Source organism: Dehalococcoidales bacterium, from assembly GCA_041656115.1.
GTDB lineage: Bacteria > Chloroflexota > Dehalococcoidia > Dehalococcoidales > UBA5627 > UBA5627.
In genome coordinates this window covers 14,436-39,404 of sequence record JBBAED010000002.1, presented here as the reverse complement: position 1 = coordinate 39,404, position 24,969 = coordinate 14,436, and the positions used below count along the sequence as shown (strand labels likewise).

Annotated in this window: 26 protein-coding genes; 23 read left to right on the top strand and 3 right to left on the bottom strand. The window is 40.7% G+C overall.

Annotated elements, in window-relative coordinates:
• Positions 1-13: 13 nt before the first annotated feature.
• A complete protein-coding gene (locus WC958_01465; protein MFA5628924.1) occupies positions 14-2,077 on the bottom strand; it encodes a bifunctional mannosyl-3-phosphoglycerate synthase/mannosyl-3 phosphoglycerate phosphatase in 2,064 nt (687 codons plus the stop codon).
• 427 nt (positions 2,078-2,504) lie between these two features.
• Between WC958_01465 and WC958_01460 the strand changes: the two genes are divergently transcribed.
• The 23 genes from WC958_01460 to WC958_01350 all read left to right on the top strand — a co-directional run bounded on the left by WC958_01460 (position 2,505) and on the right by WC958_01350 (position 23,842).
• Positions 2,505-3,230: an NAD(P)H-dependent oxidoreductase subunit E gene (locus tag WC958_01460; protein MFA5628923.1), complete on the top strand. Its 726-nt coding sequence runs from the start codon at positions 2,505-2,507 to the stop codon at positions 3,228-3,230.
• 26 nt (positions 3,231-3,256) lie between these two features.
• The gene (locus tag WC958_01455; protein ID MFA5628922.1) at positions 3,257-4,954 is read left to right on the top strand and encodes a NuoF family protein; all 1,698 of its coding nucleotides are present in this window, start codon (positions 3,257-3,259) and stop codon (positions 4,952-4,954) included.
• The gene (locus WC958_01450) at positions 4,947-5,573 is read left to right on the top strand and encodes a 2Fe-2S iron-sulfur cluster-binding protein (protein ID MFA5628921.1); all 627 of its coding nucleotides are present in this window, start codon (positions 4,947-4,949) and stop codon (positions 5,571-5,573) included. Before WC958_01455 ends, WC958_01450 begins: the two co-directional genes overlap by 8 nt.
• 109 nt (positions 5,574-5,682) lie before the next feature.
• Complete coding sequence (locus WC958_01445; GenBank protein MFA5628920.1) at positions 5,683-6,396, top strand: sugar phosphate nucleotidyltransferase; 714 nt, start codon at positions 5,683-5,685, stop codon at positions 6,394-6,396.
• Entirely contained in the window at positions 6,393-7,394 is a 1,002-nt protein-coding gene (locus tag WC958_01440) for a GHMP kinase (GenBank protein MFA5628919.1), read from the top strand. The genes WC958_01445 and WC958_01440 overlap by 4 nt, the downstream gene beginning before the upstream one ends.
• Entirely contained in the window at positions 7,391-7,987 is a 597-nt protein-coding gene (locus tag WC958_01435; GenBank protein MFA5628918.1) for an SIS domain-containing protein, read from the top strand. Before WC958_01440 ends, WC958_01435 begins: the two co-directional genes overlap by 4 nt.
• A gap of 19 nt (positions 7,988-8,006) precedes the next feature.
• On the top strand, positions 8,007-8,612 hold the full coding sequence (locus WC958_01430) for an HAD family hydrolase (GenBank protein ID MFA5628917.1): 606 nt from the start codon (positions 8,007-8,009) through the stop codon (positions 8,610-8,612).
• 10 nt (positions 8,613-8,622) lie between these two features.
• The gene (locus tag WC958_01425) at positions 8,623-9,300 is read left to right on the top strand and encodes a transaldolase family protein (GenBank protein ID MFA5628916.1); all 678 of its coding nucleotides are present in this window, start codon (positions 8,623-8,625) and stop codon (positions 9,298-9,300) included.
• A 9-nt stretch (positions 9,301-9,309) separates the two neighbouring features.
• Entirely contained in the window at positions 9,310-9,993 is a 684-nt protein-coding gene (locus WC958_01420; GenBank protein MFA5628915.1) for a glycosyltransferase family 2 protein, read from the top strand.
• Between the two features lie 19 nt (positions 9,994-10,012).
• Positions 10,013-10,996 (top strand): Gfo/Idh/MocA family oxidoreductase, encoded by a 984-nt coding sequence (locus WC958_01415; protein ID MFA5628914.1) that lies wholly within the window; start codon positions 10,013-10,015, stop codon positions 10,994-10,996.
• Complete coding sequence (locus WC958_01410; protein MFA5628913.1) at positions 10,983-11,876, top strand: hypothetical protein; 894 nt, start codon at positions 10,983-10,985, stop codon at positions 11,874-11,876. The genes WC958_01415 and WC958_01410 overlap by 14 nt, the downstream gene beginning before the upstream one ends.
• Positions 11,877-11,878: 2 nt before the next feature.
• Positions 11,879-12,868: a glycosyltransferase family 2 protein gene (locus WC958_01405; protein ID MFA5628912.1), complete on the top strand. Its 990-nt coding sequence runs from the start codon at positions 11,879-11,881 to the stop codon at positions 12,866-12,868.
• A 24-nt stretch (positions 12,869-12,892) separates the two neighbouring features.
• Entirely contained in the window at positions 12,893-13,834 is a 942-nt protein-coding gene (locus WC958_01400) for an NAD-dependent epimerase/dehydratase family protein (protein ID MFA5628911.1), read from the top strand.
• Positions 13,835-13,837: 3 nt separating this feature from the next.
• A complete protein-coding gene (locus WC958_01395; GenBank protein MFA5628910.1) occupies positions 13,838-15,136 on the top strand; it encodes a nucleotide sugar dehydrogenase in 1,299 nt (432 codons plus the stop codon).
• 1 nt (position 15,137) lies between these two features.
• The gene (locus WC958_01390) at positions 15,138-16,169 is read left to right on the top strand and encodes a Gfo/Idh/MocA family oxidoreductase (protein ID MFA5628909.1); all 1,032 of its coding nucleotides are present in this window, start codon (positions 15,138-15,140) and stop codon (positions 16,167-16,169) included.
• Entirely contained in the window at positions 16,166-17,098 is a 933-nt protein-coding gene (locus WC958_01385) for a GDP-mannose 4,6-dehydratase (protein ID MFA5628908.1), read from the top strand. The genes WC958_01390 and WC958_01385 overlap by 4 nt, the downstream gene beginning before the upstream one ends.
• Before the next feature lie 2 nt (positions 17,099-17,100).
• On the top strand, positions 17,101-17,904 hold the full coding sequence (locus tag WC958_01380) for a class I SAM-dependent methyltransferase (protein ID MFA5628907.1): 804 nt from the start codon (positions 17,101-17,103) through the stop codon (positions 17,902-17,904).
• Positions 17,904-19,112: a glycosyltransferase family 4 protein gene (locus tag WC958_01375; protein MFA5628906.1), complete on the top strand. Its 1,209-nt coding sequence runs from the start codon at positions 17,904-17,906 to the stop codon at positions 19,110-19,112. The genes WC958_01380 and WC958_01375 overlap by 1 nt, the downstream gene beginning before the upstream one ends.
• 14 nt (positions 19,113-19,126) lie before the next feature.
• On the top strand, positions 19,127-20,101 hold the full coding sequence (locus tag WC958_01370) for a class I SAM-dependent methyltransferase (protein MFA5628905.1): 975 nt from the start codon (positions 19,127-19,129) through the stop codon (positions 20,099-20,101).
• Positions 20,098-21,888 carry a hypothetical protein gene (locus tag WC958_01365; protein ID MFA5628904.1) on the top strand — a complete coding sequence of 597 codons (1,791 nt, stop codon included), beginning with the start codon at positions 20,098-20,100 and terminating at the stop codon, positions 21,886-21,888. The genes WC958_01370 and WC958_01365 overlap by 4 nt, the downstream gene beginning before the upstream one ends.
• A gap of 8 nt (positions 21,889-21,896) precedes the next feature.
• Positions 21,897-22,715 (top strand): glycosyltransferase family 2 protein, encoded by an 819-nt coding sequence (locus WC958_01360; protein ID MFA5628903.1) that lies wholly within the window; start codon positions 21,897-21,899, stop codon positions 22,713-22,715.
• A gap of 79 nt (positions 22,716-22,794) precedes the next feature.
• Positions 22,795-23,115, top strand: a complete 321-nt coding sequence (locus tag WC958_01355; protein ID MFA5628902.1) for a hypothetical protein — start codon at positions 22,795-22,797, stop codon at positions 23,113-23,115.
• Between the two features lies 1 nt (position 23,116).
• Positions 23,117-23,842 (top strand): hypothetical protein, encoded by a 726-nt coding sequence (locus WC958_01350; GenBank protein MFA5628901.1) that lies wholly within the window; start codon positions 23,117-23,119, stop codon positions 23,840-23,842.
• Positions 23,843-23,848: 6 nt separating this feature from the next.
• Here the strand turns inward: WC958_01350 and WC958_01345 are convergent, their stop codons facing one another.
• Complete coding sequence (locus WC958_01345; GenBank protein MFA5628900.1) at positions 23,849-24,103, bottom strand: Smr/MutS family protein; 255 nt, start codon at positions 24,101-24,103, stop codon at positions 23,849-23,851.
• Positions 24,104-24,168: 65 nt separating this feature from the next.
• Positions 24,169-24,648 carry a peptidylprolyl isomerase gene (locus WC958_01340; GenBank protein ID MFA5628899.1) on the bottom strand — a complete coding sequence of 160 codons (480 nt, stop codon included), beginning with the start codon at positions 24,646-24,648 and terminating at the stop codon, positions 24,169-24,171.
• Positions 24,649-24,969 lie beyond the last annotated feature (321 nt).

Here is a 24,969-nt window from a genome sequence, read left to right as displayed (position 1 = left end):
ACATTTTAGATAATTACGGTTTTGAGATTATTATATCGACTGCCTTACTCCAACCTTCCGGACCAATCCCTCTAACCTTGTAAAGGTCGGATATATTCATCCGGCTCCATCTTTTATCCTGTCCTTGAACTAACATTCTAAAATCGGTTTCGGCAAGCAATTTTAAATCATTTTCACTATTCCCTATCCCGTATGATGTAACTGTCCCGTAATTCATTTTAAAGAGCTCCAAAAGCACTTTGACCGCTTTTCCCTTGTCGTTTCCTGCAGTTACTCCGTAAAATCTGCCGCCAAACACACAAGACATTCCCGCATTTTTGATGGATTCAATTACCGCTTCGGTAGCCCTTTTACTCCCTTTTATTGTTAGTGTTTCGCTGTATTCCCTTTGCTTGGCAAGTGCAGCCATTTTTAATCCCAATCCGGTTTCTTTGGCAACATCTTCAACAGTCATATCGCCAAACCCGTTAAGATTTAATTCCCCCAAATCGTTTTCTTCGATGTAACGATAGGCTTTATCTAACGCTTCCTTAAGTCTGTGGCGCAATTCTTGATAAGGTGTACCAAGCTCAATTACGAGATAATCGGCGACAACTTTGTCATAAGAAAACGGCAATCTGAAATAATCTTTGGGGACATACATAGCACCGCCGTTTTCAACTATGAACGGGTCATTAATGCCTAGCTCATCGCGGTAGACTTCTTGTTCAGAGTATGTTTTTGAAGAACAAAATACAATCGGTATTTCTGTTTTTTGCAATTTTCGAATTGCATCAAGTGCCGACGTATAAGAATAATTCTGCGAATCAAGCAGGGTTCCGTCTAAATCGGTAATCAGTATCTTTTGAGCTGAGTCCGGTTTTTTAGTTCTGTTAACGGCTATTTTGTAAAGCGATTTTTCGGGTACAACAAATTTCGGCATGATATTCTCGATATTATCGGCAAACATTGAAAGGTCAATATTTTGCGGCGGTGCAATAAGGTGTATGTAAGGAACCTCTTCTCCTTCTTTAATGCATTCCATATCTACAAGTTGCTTTTTAATCATTTCTTTTGTTTTTTCTTCACAAAGTGGGCTGTAGTAAATAACCGAAAGGCTGGGGAGCAACATTTCTTGCAACAGGTGGTCATCACCTTTTTCGGCATGCAAATGCGGGTTTATCGACTCGGTTTGTATAATTTCAACCCCCTTTTCGGTAATATCAACCTCGGTTGGGCCTAAAATACCGCTAAAGTTTTCAAGGATAGAGATTAACTCCTGTGTTTCAACAGCATAACCCGAGCCGTAAGTCAGCCTCATTGCCAGCGCCAAACTCATCGCATGTTCTCCGGCATTGGCGGTTTTAATTACTTCGGTTTCAAAGCGGCCTTTGCTTGAAAGAAGCGCATTAATAAAGCGATTGCTTATTTCTGAAACGCGCCCCCATTTTTTAAAGTAAAGATCTCCGATTAACTTAGGTTTGTAGCGCCATAAAATACGTACCATTGCATAGGGCGATTCGGCCATGCTAAACCCCGCCGCATAATGCCTAACATATTCCAATACCGCACCCGGGATATAATTGTCGGTGTCTATAAACCCAACATATTCCTTGCCCATTATTGCGGACATTACGATACCGATTATCATTCCTTCACTTTTACCGCTGCGAATAATGCCGTCTTCATCAACGATATCAGGGTATCCGGCAAATGTGAATGCGTTGGCTAAATCAGGGTCCTTTTGGTGAATAACCAGGGCTTGCCTGTTGTTAAGGCTGCAAAACCTGCTTACGATATCTTTTTCGCTTTTAAAATAATCGGGGCTGCTATTGGAGATTATAACCATAAGACAATCGTGAGGAATCCCACTTAAAACACCCTCAAAAACCTTTAAATCCTCATTTTTAATAGGTAGTACAATTGCCATTTTTTGTTCAATGGCGGCACAGGCTTCACGAGTTATGCGGCGTGTTCCCGTGATATCTTGGGCAAGGGAGCTTGAATTTAGCCCCGAATCCAATTCAAGCGCACGATAAACATCGTGGATTTTAACCGGCCCGATATGATCGGCAGGTCTAATGGCTTCAAAATGCATTATACCTATTCTCCCCTTACAGTTTCGGTAAGTAATATCTGAAACGAATCTGTAAGTACTTATATCGCCATGATAACCTACATCTGATTTCTTGATATTATTTTGAATTTTAGGTTATTGGAAATGATGTAAACAGAGGCAGAGTTATGACAACAATCAAACAATTGATTCTAAGTAACAATATAATAATTATTCCCGCACTGTCAAGGCTTTTCGGTTTTTTTATAGCTAAAATTTTATTTTCAAGCCTCGGAAAACCAAGGAATTCAAGGGCTTGGAGCTCTCTAAATTAATACTGACAAAATATTCGTTTTGTATTATAATGGTTGATGTTTGCATGATTTTTTGATTTGTCTGACATAGAATGTGATAATTGAATATGTTTTGTTTTTATCCCAAGGTAATTATTCCTAAGGTAAGTTGAAAAATGAGTAAAATTGCATCTGTGCTGCCCTTTTTTAAGAAAAGAGAGGACAAGAAATATGATCAAAAAGGGGCAAAAGAAAGCCCCTGTATAGATTGCGGAATATGTTTGGAAGTTTGTCCTCAAGGGTTGTGGCCGGCAATTTTACTTGAAGATATTAAAGCCGGACGTTTCGCAGATGCCAAAAAGCACGGAATCGATGCCTGCGATGATTGCGGCGATTGTACTGCGGAGTGTCCGGTCAGTATCCCTCTCTTTAAATATTTGAGGTTAGGCATTGTTCTTTCTTACTACGACGGCGATAAAAGCGGTTTGGTTCCGGCTTTAATTGAGCTTCAATCCAATTTCGGCTACCTCCCCGAATATATGCTAGACCATATTTCCAAATATCTTAATCTTTCTATCGGTCATATTCGTTCGGTAGCTTCTTTTTATAAATCATTCAGGCTCACCCCTCCCGGAAGAAAACATGTCTGCATTTGTACCGGAACCGCTTGTCATATTACCGGAGCCCCTCTCTTAACAAGGGAAGCCGAGAAATTATTAGGCATCAAAAACGGGGAGACCTCTGAGGATAACGAATATACACTTGATACTGTTGCCTGCGTTGGCTGTTGTGCGCTCGCACCTGTTATTACCGTAAACGGTGAGCCCTACGGGAAAATGGATACCGAAAAAATGACAAAGCAATTCCAACGAAGCGGTAAAAAAGGGAAAAACCACAAATAGATCGGTTGAATCAGCGGAGGTAAAGGATGATAAAAGAGGATTTCAGATTAGAAGCCGAAAAGGAATGGCAAAGTGTTACGGATCCTTCTATCCCGCAAATATTTATCGGTATGGCTACTTGCGGTGAAGCTGCCGGGGCTTTGTCTGTTTATAAGGCTATGGAATCCGCTCTTATTAAAAACCGTATCAGGGCCAAAGTCCACAAAGCCGGTTGTCTTGGAATGTGTTACTGCGAACCGATGGTTGATATTATAAAACCGGGGCAACCCCGCATAACCTATAAAAACCTTACCCCTCAAACTGCGGCGGAGTTAATAACGGATTATCTTGTAAAAGATAACAATCGTCCGGATTTGGCACTCGGTGCTTGGGGAGAAAAAATAAACGGAATTCCTAATCTCTTTGAACTTGATTTTATGAAGTTCCAAGAACGGGTTGCTTTAAAAAATATCGGGGTTATAAACCCTGAAAACATTTCTCAATATATTGCCTGCGGGGGATACAAAGGCTTGGCAAAAGCGCTTGAGATGTCTCAGGAAGAGGTTATTAACGAGGTTGAAAAAGCAGGGTTACGCGGATTGGGTGGAGCGGGCTACCCCACCGCTCTTAAATGGAGAGATTGTTATAACTCGGAATCGTTTCCAAAATATATGATATGTAATGCCGATGAAGGTGACCCCGGCGCTTACATGGACAGGTCGCTTTTAGAAAGCGATCCGCATTCGGTGCTTGAAGGGATGTTAATTGCCGCTTACGCTAATAGATGTGAACGCGGCTATATTTATATTCGTGATGAGTATCCCCTTGCTATTGAAAGAATCCAAGTTGCGATTGAGCAAATGCGCGAATACGGTTTACTGGGCAGTAATATACTCGGTTCGAGTTTTTCTTTTGAAGTTGAAGTTAGAGAAGGAGCCGGGGCCTTTGTTTGCGGAGAAGAAACGGCTCTTCTGGCTTCTATTGAGGGCGAAAGGGGAATGCCCAGGCACCGCCCGCCCTATCCGGCTGAAAGCGGTTTATGGGGTCAACCCACCGATATTAATAATGTTAAAACGCTTGCAAATGTTCCTTCAATTATAACAAACGGTGCCGATTGGTTTGCTGCTCGCGGCACCGATACTTGTAAAGGTACAGCAGTCTTTGCCCTTACCGGTAAAGTTACCAATCGCGGACTTATCGAAGTCCCGATGGGAATGACGCTAAACGAAATTATTTATAATGTCGGAGGCGGGGTTTTGGACGGTAAGAAGTTCAAAGCCGTTCAGACCGGAGGCCCCTCAGGGGGCTGTCTGCCGGCGGAACTCCTTAATCTTCCCGTATCGTTTGATACCTTAAAGGATGCCGGTTCAATTATGGGTTCCGGCGGAATGGTGGTTTTGGATGAAGATACCTGTATGGTTGATGTAGCAAGGTTTTTCCTTGATTTTGCCAGACATGAATCCTGCGGGCAATGCCTTCCCTGTCGTATCGGAACAAAACAAATGTTTGAAATCTTGGATGATATTACCAAGGGTAACGGCAAAATGGCGGATATCGATATTTTGCAGGAACTTGGCGAATCGGTATTTAAAACTTCTCTTTGCGGATTGGGGCGTACCGCTCCCAATCCGGTTTTAACTACATTGCGTTACTTCCGAAATGAATATGAAGCACATATAAACGATAAGAAATGCCCTGCCGGGATATGCCAATCCCTCGTAAACGGAGGACAAGCCGATGAATAAAATATGCTTAACTATCAACGGAAGTCAATTTGAAGCCGATGAAGGCTCCACTGTAATGGAAGTGGCTTTAGCCAACAACATTTATATCCCTCATCTTTGTTACAATCCGGACCTTGTCCCGAGCGGCGCATGTCGTTTATGTCAAGTAGAAATTAACGGTTCAAAATTAGCGCTTGCTTGCCGTACCCCGGTTGAGGATGGCATGGTTGTCGATACCAAATCTCCCGCGGTGGATGCGGCTGTACGTCCTATTGTTGAACTGATAATTGCAGACCACCACTCAACTTGCAGCGGTTGTCCGTCAAATGGAAATTGCGAACTGCAAAGAATAATGGCGCATCTTCGTATTGACAGGCGCAGGGTAAGAAATTTAAAATTTCCGCAGGAAAAACTGCCGTTAGAACCCCTCACCCCTTATTTGGATTATGATTCAAATAAATGCGTTCGCTGCGGAATCTGTATACAAACCTGTGAAAAAATCTACGGGGCCAGTCATATCTATTATGTTAACCGAGGTTATCCCACTAAAATTGCTTATTTCGGTAACGGTACCCATTGTGATTTTTGTTTGGAGTGTGTTAAGCGCTGCCCTGTTGGGGTACTAATACCAAAGCAGTAAACGGCTGGAATCAAATCGTCTTGTTTAAGTTCCCAATCTTTTAACATCTTAATTATACTGTTATCTGTATCGGTTTTTTTAAATTTAACGATTAGTAAAAAATTATTATATGCTAAATACTTCGAACGATCTTCAAATAGTCATTATCGCCGGTGGCCTTGCTACCAGGCTGGGTAAGCTTTCTGTTTGCCAACCAAAATCGATGATTCCGATTAACGGCAAACCGTTTATGGAATACCAACTGAAAATGCTTAAAGCAAACGGATTTAAGAGAGTTTTAATCTGTTTGGGGCATTTGGGTTCTCAAATCGAGGAATATTTTGGTACTGGAAAAGATTTTGGTTTAGATATATATTACAGTTATGAAGAAAAACCGCTCGGAACGGCGGGTGCGCTTAAAAATGCAGAATCAATGCTGGACGATATTTTTTATACAATCTACGGTGATTCGTTTATATCTTTAAACTTCTCTGAGGCTTTACGCCTTTTTAAATCCAATAACAAGCGTGCACTTATGACTGTCTACAAAAATAACAATTGTTATTCTCCGAGTAATACCACAGTAAAAGATAATCTTGTAATCAAATACGATAAACTTAATTCCCTTTTTGAAATGAATTATATTGAATACGGTGTTAATATTTTCCGTAAAGATGTTCTTGCAGAAATCCCCTCAAGTACCTTCTGTGATTTGGGGAGCCTTTTTAATTTCCTTATCGACAAAAGAGAATTATTGGCTTTTGAAGTAAAAGAACGCTTCTATGAAATTGGTTCAATACCGGGTTTAGAAGATTTTAGAAAGTTGGTAAATACCGCTAAATGATTTTATCTCGAGCTCCGATGCGGTTAACTTTGGGCGGCGGCGGTACGGATTTACCGTCTTATTATGCTAAATACGGCGGATTTTTAATTGCCGGGGCAATCAATAAATATTGCAATATCACCGCACATAAAAGATTTTACGATAACATTCGCTTAAATTATTCACAAACGGAAATTGTGAACGATATTTCTCAAATTCAACACCGAATATTCCGCCATGCTTTAGAATTTATCGGAATTAAACGCTCCATTGAACTACACTCCGCTGCGGATGTGCCTGCCGGCTGCGGATTGGGTTCTTCATCAAGCTTTACGGTTGCCCTTTTAAATGCGCTACATATTTACAATAAAGACTATACCACTCAAAGAAATCTGGCTGAAGAGGCTTGCCATATTGAAATTGAGCTGTTGGGGGAACCAATCGGGAAACAAGACCAATATATGGCCGCTTTCGGAGGGCTTACGTGCCTTGTGTTTGAAAAAGACGGGACCGTAATCGCTGAACCGTTGGCAATTTCAAATGATGATATTGATGAGCTTGAAAACCGGTTAGTTTTATTTTTTACCGGCAAAGAAAGAAGCGCCTCGGATATTTTAAGAGAGCAAAACGATAAATCAATTTGCAATTATTCTCCGACAATTGAGAACTTACATCAAATTAAAGAAATCGCTTTGCAAACCAGAAAATATCTTGAATCCGGTGACTTGGATATGCTCGGTGAATTAATGAATATTCACTGGGAACTTAAGAAAAAACGTTCGGATAAAATATCCGATCCTTTTATTGATGAATGCTATGAATTGGCTCTTAAAAACGGCGCTATCGGCGGGAAACTTATCGGCGCCGGCGGTGGTGGTTTTTTAATGTTTTACTCTCAAAACGGACAGAAAAAAAGATTAATCCAAACGCTGGAAAACAAAGGGATTAGGTGGGAAAGGTTTCATTTTGATTTTGACGGAACCAAAATCCTATCAAATACAATGGTGATGAACCGATGATCTATACAGAACAATACTTTGCCGAAGCAATTGAAATAATAAATTTAATCAACAAAAAAGAGGTTGAAGCGGCGGTTAATATTATCTCTAATATTCGTCAAAGGGGCGGTCGTTTGTTCTTTTTGGGGCTTGGCGGCAGTGCTGCAAACGCAACACATGCCGTAAATGATTTTAGGAAAATTGCCGGTATTGAATGCTATACCCCGCTTGATAATGCCTCCGAGCTAACCGCTCAAATTAACGATAATGGCTGGGAACAAGTTTTTGTGGAGTGGTTAAAGATTAGCCGTTTAAGTGCCAATGATGCCGTTTTTGTTTTTTCCGTTGGGGGCGGCAGTATTGAAAACGGTATTAGCGTTAATTTGGTAAAGGCGCTCCAATTTGCAAAAAGTAAATGTGTTACTGTTCTTGGTATTGTCGGACGTGACGGTGGCTATACCGCTAAAATTGCTGATAGTTGTATTGTTATTCCGACTGTTAACAAAGATACGCTAACACCGCACACAGAGTCGTTTCAAGCCCTAATTTGGCATTTAATAGTTACACATCCGAAATTAAAATCTTCGGAAATGAAATGGGAATCTCTTAAATAGAAGTGATATTTATTTAATTATGAACAAAGCCATATTTCTTGACCGTGACGGCGTAATAAATAAATTGATATATCATCAAGAACAAGGAATTATTGATTCCCCGTTCCTTGTTTCACAATTGGAAATTATTCAAAATGTCCCTCAAGCTATTCGCATGTTTCGCCAAAGCGGATACAAAATAATTATTGTTTCGAACCAACCGGCAATTGCCAAAAAACAGATGTCGGAAAAAACATTTGAGGCAATTCGTCTTCATCTTCTAAATGAATTGGTAAAAGAAAACGCCTCAATTGATGCGGATTACTATTGTTTGCATCATCCCGAGGCAATTGTTCCCGATTTAAAACAAGTTTGCGAGTGTCGTAAACCAAACCCAGGGCTTATTTTTAAAGCTGCCCGTGAATTCAATATCGATCTCAAATCATCATGGATGATTGGTGACGGATTAACCGATATCCAAGCCGGAAAAAGCGCCGGTTGCTGTACAATTCTGATCGGCAAACAAAAGTGCGAGTTATGCCGCTACATGGAAGAACATTCCGTTAAACCGGATTACATATGCCCAAATCTGTTGCAAGCGGTTTCGGTTGTAAAAAATACTTTGGAACTCAATTCAATTATTTAAAGGAGCGATTGTGGAGATATTTCTGGATTCGGCGGATATAAATGAGATTCAAAAGTGGACCGATTTGGGGGTTATTGACGGAGTTACAACTAACCCTTCAATTATGTTAAAAGATGGGGTTTGCGATACAGAAAATCGAATTAAAGAAATCGCAAATTTAGTATTCCCCTGCCCTGTATTTACCCAAGTAACAACCGATAATATTTCCGAAATGCTTTTACAGGCACACCATTTCAATATGTTAGCCGAAAACATTGTTGTTAAGATTCCGCAGATAAATCAAAACGGTGTTCCGTGCTATGGTGTTATGAGGCAGCTCGAAAATTGCGGGGTTAAAGTTAATGCCACGGCAACGCTTTCTGTTGCGCAATTGATGATGGCGGCTAAAGCGGGAGTCAGCTATATCAGTGTTTTTGCAGGGAGGATTTCGGATGAGGGCGGCGATGCCAACAAAGTTATTAGCGATTCAACCCTTTGGCTAAAGCGCTGGGAATATAAAAGTAAGGTTATTGTCGGCAGCATTCGTTCTGTTGGAGATGCTGTTTCTGCGGCTTTAGCCGGCGCTCATGTCGTTACAATTCCGCCGATAATATTAACCAAAATGGCCGACCATCGTTATACGCGTGAAACGGTACGTCATTTTATTGCCGATGCCGAAAAAACAGCGGAAATGTTTTGCAGAGGATAGTTAAATTTTATGCCTGTTAAAAAACCGGAAAACTGTCCGCCAATTACTGTTTTAATTTGTGCCTTAAACGAGGAAGAAAATCTGCAATATGTTCTGCCTAAAATCCCCGATTGGGTAGACGAAGTGATTTTGGTAGACGGGCATTCAACCGATAACACAATTGAGACTGCCAAAAAACTGAACCCTGCCATAAAAATTGTTAAACAATCAAAAACAGGTAAAGGAAATGCAATTAAGTGCGGTTTTAATGATGCCAAATGTGAAATAGTAATTACTATAGATGCGGACGGTTCCACCGACCCCTGTGATTTGCCGCAATACATAGAACCCTTGTTAAACGGATTCGATTTAGTAAAGGGTACTCGTTTTTTGAACACTTCTCCGATAATGCCCTTGCATCATAAATTCGGTAATTGGGTTTTAACAAAAACCACTAATTTATTGTTTGGTACTTCTTATACGGATGTCTGTTCCGGATATAATGCAATTCGAAAAACCAGTTTCTTAAACTTAAATCTTTGCTACGACGGGTTTGAGATGGAACAGGAAATGCTTATTAAGGCTAAAAAAAGAGGGCTAAGAGTGGCTGAAGTGCGTCAAATAGATAACGGGCGTATCGCAAATGTCAGCAAGGTGTCCGCTTTTAGGCAAGGATTTTTCGATTTTTGGGTAATCATTAAAGAACGATTCTAACGAAAAAGGCTATAAGAGATTGGATAAAGAATTAAAAGTTGCAATAATCGGTATCGGAAAAATGGGCTTATTGCACGCCGGAATTATTAATAATATCCCCGGGACAAGGCTTGTTGCAATTTATGATCAAAGCCCGCTAATGAAAAGGTTTTTAAGTAAAGCCGTTAGCGGTGTTTTAGTTACCGATAATTATAAAAAATTTGCTGCCGATAGGTATGATGCGGTTTATGTTACCACCCCCATCCCCACCCATTACGGCGTAATCAAAAATCTTTACGAAAAAGGGATAACAAAAAACATTTTTGTTGAAAAAACCTTAACCGGTTCTTTTGAGGATTCCAAGTGCTTATGTCAACTTGCAGAGCAATCCAGCGGGGTTAATATGGTGGGATATATGTGCCGATTTGCCGTAACGTATCAAAAAACGGCAGAGTTTTTAAAAGATAACACCATCGGTAAAATTATTTCCTTTAAGGCTTATGCCTATGCCTCGGATTTTAGCCAAAATATTGCCAATCCCCTTGCGGTTAAAGGCGGTGCAACCCGTGATTTGGGGGCGCATATTATCGATTTGGCATTTTGGCTATTCGGTGAATTTGAACTAATATCCGTTAGCCAAGATAGCAATAATCAATTGGGTATCGATAACGGTTCAAAGTTTAGCGTTCGAAATTCAAGCGGTATAACCGCTGATTTTGATATTTCATGGGTAAAAGAAGGATATCGCTTGCCCGAATTCGGGTTAATAATCAGCGGCGAAAAAGGCTCTATTTCCGTAAATTCAGATAGAATCAACCTCGATTTTAATTGCGGTGAGAGTAAATTATTGTATAGGCACGACCTAAGCGATAACGTACCTTTTTTATTGGGAGCTCCTGAATATTATCGCGAAAATAAGCATTTTATTAGCGCTATTATTGCAAATAAAAAGGCCTTCCCCGATTTTAATACGGCTGCTAAAATCGATTATTTAATTGAACAGGTAAAAAATGCAAGGTCATAGGCTGCTTTTAGTGGGCGATAACCCTTTTCACGGGGTAAGTCACTTATCACAAGATAAAGCACGTACGCGAAGCGGAGATTTAGATAATCCCGAATACTGCACAAGTTTGCTTAAAATTGCTATTGAAAACGGCGCTGACGGGTTTATGTTTTCAGTAAACGGGTTTACTTTAAAAATCGTGGATATAATCACTAAACAAGGTTTACACCCCGCTTTATATGCAATCGCCCCAGCCGCTTCGGATTATGTCAGGCTTGCCTCACAGCTGGGAACCCCCGGGATGGCAATCTATTTGGCGAAGCAAATCTTAAAATCAGGGAACTTAAAGGCAATTTATTACGGGTTTAAAGGGGTTCTTTTGCAAAACCCCAAGGCGTTAATGAAAGCATATTTGTATCATGAAATATTTAAAATACAAACTGTTTTAAAATCGAAACATGGCCCTAATTGCTTTTTACTGCACGAGATAGTAACCGAAATGGCATTATCGTTAAAAATGGGCTGGTTATTCCAATCATTTATTAAATTTATGTCGGGAATGGGGATTCAACCCGGTTTTATAACACGTAATCCCGTCCTCCTTATTCAAAATCTGTTGGAATTGGAAATTGATCTGACACAAACGGTAATTGTAGCGCCTTTTAACAAGGCAGGCTTTCAAATGAACCCGACCCGAGAAGAATGCGAAGAAATATTGGAAAAAATCCCACAAACCGAGGTAATTGCGATGAGTATCCTTGCCGGCGGGTATTTAAAACCGGATGAGGCAATCCGTTATATTAACGAAATCCCCCAAATAAAAGGGGTTGTGATTGGGGTATCCTCCGTAAAACATGCTGCCGATTTTAAGTTCTTTAAGGAAGCCTTATCCGAGAAATAGATATGAATATACAAACCCCTCTTCTGTCGCTGATTATCCCCTCCTATACTATGGAACGGCTAAATGATATTTTGGCGCTATTAACTTCTGTAAGCGCCCAAAGTTATGCAAATATGGAAACGATTTTGATTATCGAACGTTCGGAAGAATTGTATTCTCGGATTAATCAATTTCTAAAAGAAAAACAAATCTATAACACACTTGTTTATTTTACCAAAGAGCGCCTGGGCCCATCGGGAGCCAGGAATGCCGGGGTAGAAAGGGCTCGGGGTGAAATAATAGCTTTTGTTGATGACGATACAGTTCTTTTTCCGGACTGGGCCGCAAAAGTGGTAGAAGTATTTAGAGGTAAGGATATTATCGGGGTGACCGGTCAGGCACTCCCTCTATGGGAAAACGGCGCGCTTCAATGGTTACCTACGGAATTTTACTGGCTGGTAAGCTGCACCGCCTTTTTAAATATTAACGAAATTAAGCCTGTAAGGTGTGCCGGCGGGATGAATATGGCTTTTAAGAAAGAGGCTTTTAGTTACTGTATGTTTGCGGATAAATTCGGGCATCAGGGAGAGATTAAAACCAAAGTCGGCCCGGTTGTTGACGATGCCGAATTTTCAATTAATCTGCGTTTAAAATCCGCCAAGCAAATTATATTCGACCCCGATATAAAGGTTTGGCACAGGGTATATGCCTATCGCTTAAATCAAAGATTTATTCGAGGGCAATCCTATTGGCAGGGATATTCAAAATCGTTATTAAAAAAGGCTTATCCCCATGATTCGGACCTTCAAGGATTAAACAGGGAAAAAGATTTACTTAAGCGCATATTTTTAAAATTAATCCCTAAAACAACCGTTTTAATTTTTAAAAATCCGCAGCAGGCGTTTAAAACGCTAGGGTTAACCGCAAGTGTTTTATTTTACGTAGCCTTGGGTTTTTCGGCTCATAAAACGCCGCGCTTAACCGGCTTTACCGAAAAATATTTCAGTCCATAAATTTTATAACATGAGGCAACTTGAATGAGAAAATATTTTATTACCGGCGGCTCAGGATTTATCGGGAGCCATATTGTTAAAAGGTTACTAAGTGAAGGGAGTTCGGTTACGGTTTACGATAATCTATCAACCGGAAACAAAAAACTGATTGAACGCTATTTAAGTGATTCGAACTTTCGTTTTATTGAAGCGGATATTTTAGATATTGCAAAACTTAATCAATTTATGCCCGGCCACGATACAGTTTGGCATTTGGCTGCTAACACCGATATCATCAAAGGTAATACCAACACCGATTGGGACCTTAAAAACTGTACAATCGGTACTTATTGCATATTGGAAAGTATGCGTAACCTCAATATAAAGAATTTAATTTTTGCCTCCAGCGCTACCGTTTACGGCGATGTTCCCCCGCAAAAACTTGTTGAAACCGATGGGCCTTTACTCCCGATATCCCTATACGGTGCCGGTAAATTAGCCGGCGAGGGTTTGGTTTCAGCCTATTGCCATTTATTTGATATACGTGCCTGTATTTTCCGTTTCGGTAATGTTGTCGGGGCAAATATGTGGCACGGTGTTATTCTTGATTTTATAAAAAAACTGCAAACTAACCCCCACGAGCTGGAAATTTTAGGCGACGGGAAGCAAGAAAAAAACTTTTTTACGGTTGAGGATTGCATTCAAGGGATGTTAACCGTTTTTGAAAAATCGACACAAAATTGTGATGTATTTAATTTGGGAGCGGATACTTGCACTACCGTAACAAAAATTGCCGATATTGTTTGTAATGAAATGGGTTTAAAAAACGTAACCTATAAATATACCGGCGGCAGCCGCGGTTGGCGCGGTGATGCACCGTATGTCCGTTTTAATATAGATAAAGTCAAAAACCTCGGTTGGATGCCGCGCTATACATCCGATGAAGCGGTTCGAATAGCCGCAAGGCAGCTTTTAGGTAAGGAATAATAGATGGAAAACGTTTGTGTTATCGGCCTTTGGCATCTTGGCTGTGTTTATTCTGCCGGTTTGGCTGATTTGGGGTATCGTGTTATCGGTGTTGACAGCGATATTGAAGTAGTTAAAAACTTAAACCGAGGGATTCCTCCAATTTATGAGCCGAACCTAAAAGAGCAAGTCATTGGCAATATTAAATCGGGTGCGCTTTGTTATACCGCGGATATTGCAAATACCGTTAGCGGATGCCCTTATATTATGATTACTGCCGATACCCCGCTTGACGATAACGACGAAGTTGATTTATCCCCTATTCGAGAAATTTGTAAAAGCATCGCTCCCTATTTGCAAAGTGAAACCTTGCTAATTATATGCAGCCAAGTTCCGGTGGGCACTTGTGATGTATTAAAAACAATAATTGAAGCCGAAAACCCCGCCGCCCGCTTTGATATCGTTTACAGCCCCGAAAATTTGAAGCTGGGGAATGCTATCGCATATTTTAAACAACCGGATCGGATTATTATCGGCGCCGATTCGGAAAATGCTCTTACTAAAGCCGAAAAATTTTTCTCAGTTACAAATGCTCCGATTATTAAAATGGGTTTACGCAGCGCCGAGGCGGCTAAACATGCCTTAAATGCGTTTCTGGCAACATCGATTAGTTTTTGCAACGAAATTGCCAATATTTGCGATGAGGTGGGAGCGGATGCGCTGGATGTTATGCAGGTTTTGCACTCCGATAGCCGTATCGGGAATGGAATCCCGCTTCTTCCGGGGCTGGGCTTTTCCGGCGGAACTTTAGCGCGCGATTTAAAAGTAATCCAAAAAATCGGGAAGGAAAATAATTGCGATACACTGCTAACCGATAGCGTATTAGCGATTAACCGCAAACAAAATTCAATTGTAATCTCCAAATTGGAACGGAAATTTAATTCGCTTGTAAATTTAAATATCAGTGTTTTGGGGCTAACCTATAAACCCCATACCGATACACTGCGCCGCTCGGCGGCCCTTACAATTATTGCCGAGTTAATAGAAAAAGGTGCAAAGGTCAAGGCTTACGACCCTTGTGCCGATATCAGCGTTCTAAAGAAGCCCCTTGCGTTTGAGTTTTGTGATAATGCTTATTCCGCCGCAAATAACAGCGACGCATTGGCCTTTATTACCGAATGGCCCGAATTTAAAGCGCTTGATTTTTGTGAGATTAAAAAGATAATGAAAACCCCGATTTTAATTGACGTAAAGAATATGCTCAATATGAAAGAGATGGAATTACTCGGATTTTCTTATATCGGTATCGGAAGAGGGAAATAAATTGTCTGAATTAAAAAATGCGGATTATAAATTCAGGGTTGGGATAATCGGCGCCGGTTTACAGGGCAAACGACGTGCTTCCGTGTTTAAAGAACACTCCGAAAGTAAACTGGTGATGGTTAGTTCAAAAAATATCGAGGATGCCGAAAATATCTCTAAGGATTTTAATTGCGAAGCAAGCGCACGCTGGCAAGATATAATCGAAAGAGATGATATTAACACGGTACTGATTTGTACTCCCCCCAACCTCCACCCCGAAATGGCAATTGCCGCAACAAATGCCGGTAAGCATCTTCTTTGTGAAAAACCGCTTGCCAATACCTTAGAGGAAGCCCAAAGAATGCTGGAATCGGCCAAAAATAACAATGTGATTCTCAAGTGCGGTTTTAATCATCGCCATCATCCTGCCGTTTTTAAGGCCAAAGAGTTGGTTAACGAAGGAACTATCAGTGAAATCAATTTTATTCGTTGTGTTTACGGTATTTGCGGGAGGCCGGGGTACGAAAAGGAATGGAGGGCGGATTCTAATATTGTTGGCGGAGGACATTTAACGGAACAAGGGATTCATGCAATCGATTTATTCCGCTGGTTTTTGGGTGATTTTAATCGAATTTCAGGGCATATTGCCACCAATTTTTGGCAAACGGCATCCCTTGAGGATAATGCCTTCGTGATTTTGGAAACAGAAAAAGGTCAGATTGCCTCACTTCATTCCAGCCTTACGCAATGGAAAAACCAATTCCTGTTTGAAATATTCGGCAAAAACGGATACATCATTATCGAAGGACTGGGAGGCGCATACGGAACCGAAAAACTAACAGTCGGTAAACGAAATTTTTATGGACCGTTTAAAGATGAAACCACCGAGTTTCGCGGCGCCGATATCTCATGGGCTAAGGAATGGGAGGAATTTACTTCCGCAATTAAAGAAAAAAGAGAGCCAATCGGCAGCGGCGATGACGGGTTCGCGGCATTAAAAATAGTAAGTACTATCTATAAGATAGCGTTAAAAGGGAAACAGTTCCAAATATGAAAAAATGTTTAATTACGGGGGTTGCCGGTTTTATCGGATCCAACTTTGCCCAATATCTGCTTCAAACGGGTGTTGAAGTTTACGGATTTGTTAATAACATTTCACCAACGGAAGAACTTAAAAAATCAGCACATATTATTAAACAAAACATTTTAGATAAAGACGGGTTAGAGGAAAATATCAAAGCGATAAATCCGGACTGCATCTTTCATTTTGCCGCTCTAAGTTCGATTACTTCTTCGTGGGAAGCCCCGCATAATTATTTAAACGTTAACGTTAGCGGTACGTTAAACTTGCTTGATGCCGTAAGATGTGCGGATATCAACCCACGGATCTTAATTACCGGCTCATCTTCGGAATACGGTAATACCGGTTCATCTTTACCTGTTAAAGAAGACCACCCTTTATTTCCTGCCAATCCTTACGCCGTAAGTAAAGCCACGATGGGGCAATTTGCGCGCCTTTACCATAAAAATTACGGCTTAAATATAATTTATACGCGCCCTTTTTCCGTAATCGGCGCACAGAAAAAAAGCGGGGTTTGTTATGATTTTGCGCTTCGTGTAATCGAAGCCGAAAAGTCCAAAACAAAGGTAATGGAAACCGGTAACTTAAACGTAATCAGGGATTTTTTGAATATTAAGGATGCAATCAAGGCCTTTTCCGTTTTAGCCGAAAAAGGCACCCCGGGTGAGGTGTATAACATATCTTCCGGATATGGAGTAAGCATACATGAAGTCTTAAATAAAATTATTAAGCTCTCAGGCATTTCCGTAACAGCCAAAACAAACCCTGTATTACTCCGCCCGCTGGATGAACCGGTGCTTATCGGAGATTGCACCAAATTAAGGAGGTTGGGTTGGGAACCGATTATAACTTTAGAAGAAACACTAACGGAAATATTGGAGTTTGCGGCTAGCAAGGTTTAACTATGGTAATAAAACAAGATAAAGCAATTGAGATATTGGTTGGCAGCGGTACACCGGAAGATGATTGGCTGGAGGATTCACGCGGATATAAAGTGCGCCTTTCTCATTTGGAACTTTTGGGGCTTGCAAATGTTTGCGGTAAAAAAATATTGGATGCCGGTTGCGGCCCCGGTACTTACGGCATAATGCTTGCAACGCAAGTTAATGAGGTCACCGGTATCGAAATTTCCCCTGCCGGAGTTGAGGTTGCAAACAGAAGGGCAGCCGAAAAAGGCGTTACTTTTAAAGCGTCCCAAGGGGATTTGGAAAGCCTGCCATTTGATGATAATACGTTTGATATTTGTTTTTGCGGTTGGGTATTGCACCACTTTCCGGATGTTAATTTGGCTGTTTCTGAATTAATGCGCGTTTTAAAACCGGGCGGTAAAATTGCGATGGCGGAGCCCAATGAATCCTGTGCGGCAGTTAAGTTCAGCCGTTGGGTTGAGGATTTGCCGCTGCTACGCGGGTGGGTTTTAAAAGAGGGTTGGGATACCCCGAACCGCACAATTAATAAGCATTACGTTTATTTATCGGCCTTGGAAAAATACGGGATAACAAATATTAAATTGGATTCATGTTATACCGGCGGAATGCCGCCTTTGCCCCCTAAATCCCAAAATTCGCTTCAGGCATTTTTAAGCCTGGTTAGCATTAAAATATTGGTTCGGATTAGATCTCTTATATTTGCAATCGGTAACAAAGTTTTGCAGAAACCTTTTAACGGCTCCGATTTACTGATTATCGGTATTAAAGAAGAAAAATAATGAATATAGTTCTTATTAGCGGCGGATGGCTGCGGATTCCTCCCCAAACCGGAGGCGGGGTTGAGGCCCATTTGTTTAATTTGGCAAAACAAATATCCGAATTGGGGCATAATATTTTTATTATCGACCGCAAATATTCTCAAGATGATCCTCAACATGAAATTATAAACGGCGTTAATATAATCAGGTTAAAGCAAGGTTTACTGAGAGGGCTTCCGTATACCTTAAAGTTTTTTCTGTTTCAAATAATTTGGGCTTTTAAAGTAAATAAGTGGCTCAAATTAAACCAAAGCGATGTTATTTATCTTTGCGTTCCGATTTTTGGTGTTTGTCTGTTTCTTTTAAACGCGAATCTAAAAAAGAAAACAGTTTACGGCAGCCATATTATCAGACGCACAAAAATGAAATACGGCTTAATTGATAAAATAGCAATTTATATTGAAAACAAAGTAATTAAAGCTTCCAAATTAACGGTGATTGCCAACGAAATAATCGCCGCTAAAATAGTGCAACAGGTAGCGGTGCCAGCCGGAAAAGTAAGAATTGTTCCCGCCGGAATCGATTTGCAAGAATATAAGCCCGGTTATGATGCAACTGAAATTATCAAAAAATACAGGCTGGAAAATAAGGCTGTTATTCTTTTTGTAGGCAGGGTTTGTGCCGAAAAAGGTGTTGAGTATCTTATAAAAGCGGCAAATATCTTTATTAACACTTACAAAAGAAACAATGCGCACTTTTTAATTGTCGGCCCCGTAAAATACTTCGATACCCTTAATAAAGCGGCAGACGGTTATACCGTAAAATTAAAACAAATGATTAGCGGCTTTAATTTAGAAAGTCATGTTACCTTTACCGGAGTTATTCCGCTTGAAGATAAAATTATGCTTTATTCCGCTTGCGATACGGTAGTTGTCCCTTCTTTGGTTGACCTTGATCCGGTGGTGCAGTTGGAAGCTATGGCAAGCGGTAAGCCGGTTATCGGGACCGATATCGGCACTATGCCTTGGCGTATTCAAAACAATAAAAGCGGTTTTATTGTTAGACTGGGAGACGAACAGGAACTTGCCGATAGGATTGAATACCTGTTACAAAACCCAAGCGAGAAAATTAAAATGGGGGCTTACGCCCGAAGAAACGTCGAAGAGAATTATTCTACCCAAAAAATGGCGCTAAAAATGCTTGAAGTTTTCCGGGATGCTTTATTGTGAGGCTCTATCTGTAAATGAAATGTCCGGTATGTAAAAACGAAACAAATAAAAACTTGGTTAGCACCTATAAAGGGTACTCGCTGTTTTGTTGCGATATTTGCACGGTAATGTTTTGGTTACCGCTGGAATCTATTTCAGGTGATAAATACGATAGCGGAGGGATTGCCGTCGCATTATCGGATTTGGGGTTATACAGCGTCCGCTGGGAGCATAAACGGTTTTTAGAAATTTCACCGAACAAGGGCGGGAGTTTGCTTGAAGTCGGATGCGGTAACGGTGAGTTTATTAAGCAAGCGATAAGTGCCGGTTATGATGTTACAGGAATCGATACAGCCGTTGTAACGCTTAAATTCAGCCAAAACGTATTGGCATCAGATAAACTCTTTCCTCTTACTATCCAAGAGTTTGCTGCTCGAAATCCGAACGCAAAATTTGATGTTATCGTCTTTTTTCAAGTGCTGGAACATATTGATAACATTCCTGATTTTATAGATTATGTAAAAAGGTTATTAAATCCGGGTGGAATTGTAGCACTTAGTGTTCCAAATTGTAATCGTTGGCGGTTTAAATCGGAACGCTTTTTGAGAGAAGAATGGGATTTGCCGCCCTGCCATCTTACCAGATGGAACCTTTTGGCGCTTTTAACGGTTTTTAACATGTACGGATTTAATGCAAGTCTTTTTGAAGTTGAACCGTATAAGTTATTTGAACGCAGTTGGAGTAACTTTATTAGCCAAAAGATTGGAATTAACGCGCTTGCGGAAAAGTTTGTGGCAAAAACCGTTGGCAGAAAGCTTTCCGCTGTCTCTCCCGATAAAAAGAGCTTGCGAAAAATAGCTCTAAGAACACTTGGCATCTTCTATCTCAAAGTATTTTTTCCGATTCTTACGGTTTTAACATTACCGTTAAAACTTGTTACCCGCACCAACCAGGGGGCAAATGTTTTCTTAACGGTTTATCTAAAAAATGCGGAGAAAAAAGAAAGTTGAGCGAATTTCTCAAAAAAGCGCCGGAACTGATACCGATTCTTCCCGGATACGTACGCCAATTACTTTGGATTGTATTACTTCTTCTGAGCTCGGCAATCTTCTTATTCCCCGTAAAGCTTAAATTTCAATATTTTTCTGTTGAATCGCTTTATATTTTTGGCGATAAGTTATGGCTTTTTTGTGTTTTGTTTTTGCTTTGGATAACGGTTTTACTGATTTTACTACTTACCCGTATAAATGAGTGGCAAAGGATTCTTCTTATTGCAATATTTGCGCTTGTTTTCTTTGGATTTTGGGTTGTAATTACCCCTTACGGCGGCTGGTGTGACGGACTGGTTAATATGGGGCATGTCAAATACCTTGCACAAGTTCAAGAAATTCCGTTTTCCCATGATACACTGGCTTATTTTCAATACCCCGGAATTCATCTTACCGGCTTTGCCTTGTCTGAAATAACCGGTATCGATATCACCCAAATCCGCACCTTTTTTCTTATTTTTTGCAGTATAATTCAGGCAATCTTTTTATATTTGTTGTTTAACCGTCTTTTAAAAAATAAACAGGCCGCTTCTTTAGCGGTAATTTTTCTGATCTGCGGGGCTTTGCTGATTACCAGAACGGTTTTTCACCCCGCTGTTACGGCTTCTGTTTTCTTTGTTATCCTTTTTTATTTACTGACAAAGGATAACAAACTCGATAATCCGCCCGTGATGGTTTTATTTATACTATCTTTTGTTGCTCTTACAATTACTTATCTCCCTTCTTCGCTGTTTTTCATTTTTGCGCTAAGCGGTATTTATATTATTAACAGACTCAAAAAACAAAAAACGTTCCCGATAACATTGATTATTTTTTGCATGTTCGTATTTTTAAGCTGGCAAATATTTTGGGCGACACGCATGTTTGGGGATTTAACCGCCCATATTGAAGATTTTATTGCCGCTTTTAATAATCCGCTGGAAAGATTAATGCCAATATTTGGAACTGCCTCTCAATCGCTTGCTGCCGATACTCCCTTATGGGCGGGCCTAACCAGATATTTTTGGCTGGCCGCGCTTTATCTTTTAGGTATTATTTTGGCTTTAAGGAACGCTTTTAAAATCAAAAAACTCGATTTTAACGAAACGGTTGAAACCGGGGCTTTGTGGGGGATACTGATTGCTTCGCTGATTGCAATCTTGGCTTTCGGAGAGGGGACCCAGTGGCACAGGATTTTAGTCTATGCCCCTTATTTAATAGCGCCGATAATTATTCGCGCTCTCTATAAAGTGCCGGATATTTTATACCGCGGAAAAATTACTTGTACTCAAAATTATATGCCTCTTTTATTATCCGCACTTTTGATATTGATTGCCTTACCCACTTTCTTGGTTAATCATGCGAGTATTAATACCCAGTCGATTTATAAATACGAGCTTAGATCGGGGGAGTTTGTCGCAAATAATTTTAACCAAAATGAACTCCTTTTTATATCCGATGGGGTTACCGTCTATTCTTTTGCTTTTTACATACCGGATGCCGTGCTTGCACACCCCGCCCAACCGTGGGATATAAACAGCGAAAAGGAACTTTGGGCTTCCATACAAGAAAAATCAGAGCAGTTTCAGAATAGCTCTGCCACTGCCCTTTTTGCCCTTACCGAGAGGTTTGATCAATCTTATCGCGATGTTTTTGATATCGACAAAACAAGTAAAGAGTGGCTTGGGCTTATTTGGGAACTGGAATCAAATAACCTTATTTACAATAACGGACACGCCAAAATTTATAAAAACTTAACCTTAAACTGAAAGGATTTATGAACCGCTTACCGATATCTGTAATTATACCAGTCAAAAACGGAGAAAAATTTATAGAACAATGCCTGGAGTCTGTAAAAATAAATAATGCGGCTGAAATAATTGTTGTTGACGGTTTATCAAAGGATAAAACATTGGAAATTGCCGTTAAATATACGTCGCTAATTTATTCCGATAACGGTTTAGGCGCCGGTTTTGCCCATCAAATCGGGGCAGAAAAGGCAACCCAAGAATATATCGCCTATGTCGATTCGGATATTATTCTTCCCCCCAATGTTCTCTCGAATCTGATTAATGAATTAAAAGAGGGCGGTTTCGCAAGTGTGGCAGCAACGGTTGAACCTGCCAACACTTCTACCTATTGGGAGCGTGCAATTGATTGGAACTCCAAATTGCTTGAAAAAAGACGCAAAACAGGCGGGTTGCAGGCAACTGTTTTAAAAAAGGATACCGTTTTAAAATACGGGTTTGATGCGTTTATTACCCACGGTGATGATTTGGATTTTACAACAAGGCTCCAAAAAGACGCCTGCAAACAAAAGATTTCCTATATCTTTGTTTATCATCACCACCGAGCGGATTGCAAAAGCGTTTTTAAAGCGCGCGCAAATCAAGCTACGGCTCTCCCGCGTTTAATCAAAAAGTACGGCGTTTTTAACCCGCGTTTTTGGCCGCCGCTAATACTTCTCTATTGGATAGCGCTTTCTGTGCTAAAAGGTAAGCCGCAATATATCCCCTATTTCTTATTAAACTTCTTAGCGCAAAGCCTCGGTATGCTTAAAGGCCTTTTTAATCTTAAAATCTCTCCTCTCAAATAGCCCTTTACGCCAAAACTCCGTTGACCTGATTTTCCCCACTCCTTAGAATAAGAACTATTGTTCTATTGGAGGTTTATTTATGTGGAAAGTCGAAAAAGGTTCTAAATTAGGGGTAACCACCGCTAATTATACTGATGCCTTGGATTGGGGTGTGTCGGAGATGGGCGAAAAAACAATCCTTTTAAAAAACACAGGGATGTCCAATTCGCTTAAATACAAAATGTATGGCGGCGCCGGTGATAACGGGATTACCGTTGAAATAATACCGGAAAACACACTACTTGCCGCTGAAATTGCCCAAATACACTATAAAAGGCAATGGCATCGTTTGGTTTTGCAAGTTAAAAACGGCTCGGGTGAAACCGAATATCAAATCGATTACGAAGGGCAAGGTGCGTAAAATGGCAAATAAATATCATTCGGATACACATCAAAGAGCGGAAAAGATAACCTATGCCTCGCCGCTAAGCGATTCGGGGAATTTGTTATCGGAAACACTTACAATTGAAAATACGTCCAAAGCGGATAACCCCGATTTAATTGCGACGCTAATAACCCCTGCTCCGATAAGCCCCGTATTAAAGGTTTGTTTGTTATGCCAGCGGCTCAATATCTCGATTGTTTCCCTTGGCGGTGAGGAACCCGCAACCAAACTCTTTTATTGCGTTGAGGTAAACGGGGCCCAAGCCGTAAGCGGACAATTTGAAATTAGCGGAGCGGATAATTATGTAAGCTGGGATTTAACCAAAGAAAATTTTAATCTCGGTATCGGAAACGTAATCGATATTTTCTTGTGGGTTGATAGCGGTTTTGCCGAGATTAATATTATCCGCTTATTGCAAGGTGTCGGAACAAGTTCTCTCGGTTGGTCGTCGTTCCCGATTGAAGGCCACCATAACGGGCTTGTACAAGTATCGGTAAACTTTGCCTGTATCGGCACCGGCACCGCGGAATGCCATTTGCTGCCTTTGGGAGCCCATTCTGCAATGTCCGAAGCGCTTCAAAGTGATATCGCAAGTAAATTGTGCATCGTTTGCGATGATTTTGCGGTTAGATTAAAAGGGTCGGCACCAAATGATTTAAATTTGATTTCATCTTTTAATGTCGCCCTGATTTCGGGGGCTTAGAAATATTTAAAACCTGAAGTGGACAAAAATGCGCCCGAAGTTTTTATCGTCTTTTTCAATGCGGTGATAGAGTTTTTTAATCTCGGGTTGGTTTAGGAAACGCAAGACCCTTTTCTTTAATTGCCCTGAGCCTTTACCGGGGATAATTTCAACCAGGTTAATTTTTTTGGAGACGGCATCGTTAATAATACGGTTAAGCTCAGCATCAATCGATGCGCCTTTATTAAAAATATCGTGTAAATCAAGAACCAGTTTAGCCATAGCCCCTACTTAATAAAATATGAGGCGGATATTTAAACTATCCGCCTCTAACATTTACTTAAAAATTATTCTTCGCTGATGGTAACTTTGGTAATAACATCGCCGTTTCGGATGCTTTCCAAGATTGCCATGTCGCTCGTCATTTGTCCGAAAACCGAATGTCTGTTATTTAAGTGCGGTTGCGGGGCATAGGTAATAAAAAATTGAGAGCCGTTGGTATTGGGGCCGGCGTTTGCCATCGACAGGGTGCCGACACCGTGGGTGTGTTTGGTAAATTCATCGGAAAAAGAATAGCCGGGGCCTCCGCAGCCGGTGCCGGTCGGGTCTCCGCCCTGAGCCATAAAACCGGGGATTACACGGTGGAAAGTGGTTTCGTCGTAAAAGCCTTCACGGGCCAAAAAAACAAAATTATTTACGGTTTTGGGTACATCTGCGGCAAACAGTTCAAGAACAATATTGCCCTTGGCTGTTTCAAGGGTTGCCGTGTATTTTTTGGCGGTATCGATTGTCATTGGGGGAACATTTTCGTATCTCTTAGATGACATTTTTTGATTTTCCTTTCCAAAATTTAATTTTGATTCCTTTCATTATACTATAAATGACCTTAAAATTCAGGCCTGAAGAAAAATTTAAAAGGGTTATGCGAAATTGTTGACATCTTAATTCGACTGTGATAGAATCGCGCATACTAAGGAATAATCGAATGTTAAACAAGATAACGGTCACCATAAGCTTCATCTTTAGCGGGCGCACCAACGGTGCGCTGGGGGGCTGTGTATCTAAATGTTTAGCCGTTTGACTGTATTAGTATAACTAAACAAAGTTTTAAAATGCCTCCCCCTCAGCGGGGAGGTTTTTTTATTATA

What these genes read in the sequence shown, in the direction of transcription:
- WC958_01465 (MFA5628924.1), bottom strand. Translation starts at nt 2,077, where the DNA reads ATGCATTTTGAAGCCATTAGACCTGCCGATCATATCGGGCCGGTTAAA.
- WC958_01460 (MFA5628923.1), top strand. Translation starts at nt 2,505, where the DNA reads ATGAGTAAAATTGCATCTGTGCTGCCCTTTTTTAAGAAAAGAGAGGAC.
- WC958_01455 (MFA5628922.1), top strand. Translation starts at nt 3,257, where the DNA reads ATGATAAAAGAGGATTTCAGATTAGAAGCCGAAAAGGAATGGCAAAGT.
- WC958_01450 (MFA5628921.1), top strand. Translation starts at nt 4,947, where the DNA reads ATGAATAAAATATGCTTAACTATCAACGGAAGTCAATTTGAAGCCGAT.
- WC958_01445 (MFA5628920.1), top strand. Translation starts at nt 5,683, where the DNA reads ATGCTAAATACTTCGAACGATCTTCAAATAGTCATTATCGCCGGTGGC.
- WC958_01440 (MFA5628919.1), top strand. Translation starts at nt 6,393, where the DNA reads ATGATTTTATCTCGAGCTCCGATGCGGTTAACTTTGGGCGGCGGCGGT.
- WC958_01435 (MFA5628918.1), top strand. Translation starts at nt 7,391, where the DNA reads ATGATCTATACAGAACAATACTTTGCCGAAGCAATTGAAATAATAAAT.
- WC958_01430 (MFA5628917.1), top strand. Translation starts at nt 8,007, where the DNA reads ATGAACAAAGCCATATTTCTTGACCGTGACGGCGTAATAAATAAATTG.
- WC958_01420 (MFA5628915.1), top strand. Translation starts at nt 9,310, where the DNA reads ATGCCTGTTAAAAAACCGGAAAACTGTCCGCCAATTACTGTTTTAATT.
- WC958_01410 (MFA5628913.1), top strand. Translation starts at nt 10,983, where the DNA reads ATGCAAGGTCATAGGCTGCTTTTAGTGGGCGATAACCCTTTTCACGGG.
- WC958_01405 (MFA5628912.1), top strand. Translation starts at nt 11,879, where the DNA reads ATGAATATACAAACCCCTCTTCTGTCGCTGATTATCCCCTCCTATACT.
- WC958_01400 (MFA5628911.1), top strand. Translation starts at nt 12,893, where the DNA reads ATGAGAAAATATTTTATTACCGGCGGCTCAGGATTTATCGGGAGCCAT.
- WC958_01395 (MFA5628910.1), top strand. Translation starts at nt 13,838, where the DNA reads ATGGAAAACGTTTGTGTTATCGGCCTTTGGCATCTTGGCTGTGTTTAT.
- WC958_01385 (MFA5628908.1), top strand. Translation starts at nt 16,166, where the DNA reads ATGAAAAAATGTTTAATTACGGGGGTTGCCGGTTTTATCGGATCCAAC.
- WC958_01380 (MFA5628907.1), top strand. Translation starts at nt 17,101, where the DNA reads ATGGTAATAAAACAAGATAAAGCAATTGAGATATTGGTTGGCAGCGGT.
- WC958_01375 (MFA5628906.1), top strand. Translation starts at nt 17,904, where the DNA reads ATGAATATAGTTCTTATTAGCGGCGGATGGCTGCGGATTCCTCCCCAA.
- WC958_01370 (MFA5628905.1), top strand. Translation starts at nt 19,127, where the DNA reads ATGAAATGTCCGGTATGTAAAAACGAAACAAATAAAAACTTGGTTAGC.
- WC958_01360 (MFA5628903.1), top strand. Translation starts at nt 21,897, where the DNA reads ATGAACCGCTTACCGATATCTGTAATTATACCAGTCAAAAACGGAGAA.
- WC958_01355 (MFA5628902.1), top strand. Translation starts at nt 22,795, where the DNA reads ATGTGGAAAGTCGAAAAAGGTTCTAAATTAGGGGTAACCACCGCTAAT.
- WC958_01350 (MFA5628901.1), top strand. Translation starts at nt 23,117, where the DNA reads ATGGCAAATAAATATCATTCGGATACACATCAAAGAGCGGAAAAGATA.
- WC958_01345 (MFA5628900.1), bottom strand. Translation starts at nt 24,103, where the DNA reads ATGGCTAAACTGGTTCTTGATTTACACGATATTTTTAATAAAGGCGCA.
- WC958_01340 (MFA5628899.1), bottom strand. Translation starts at nt 24,648, where the DNA reads ATGTCATCTAAGAGATACGAAAATGTTCCCCCAATGACAATCGATACC.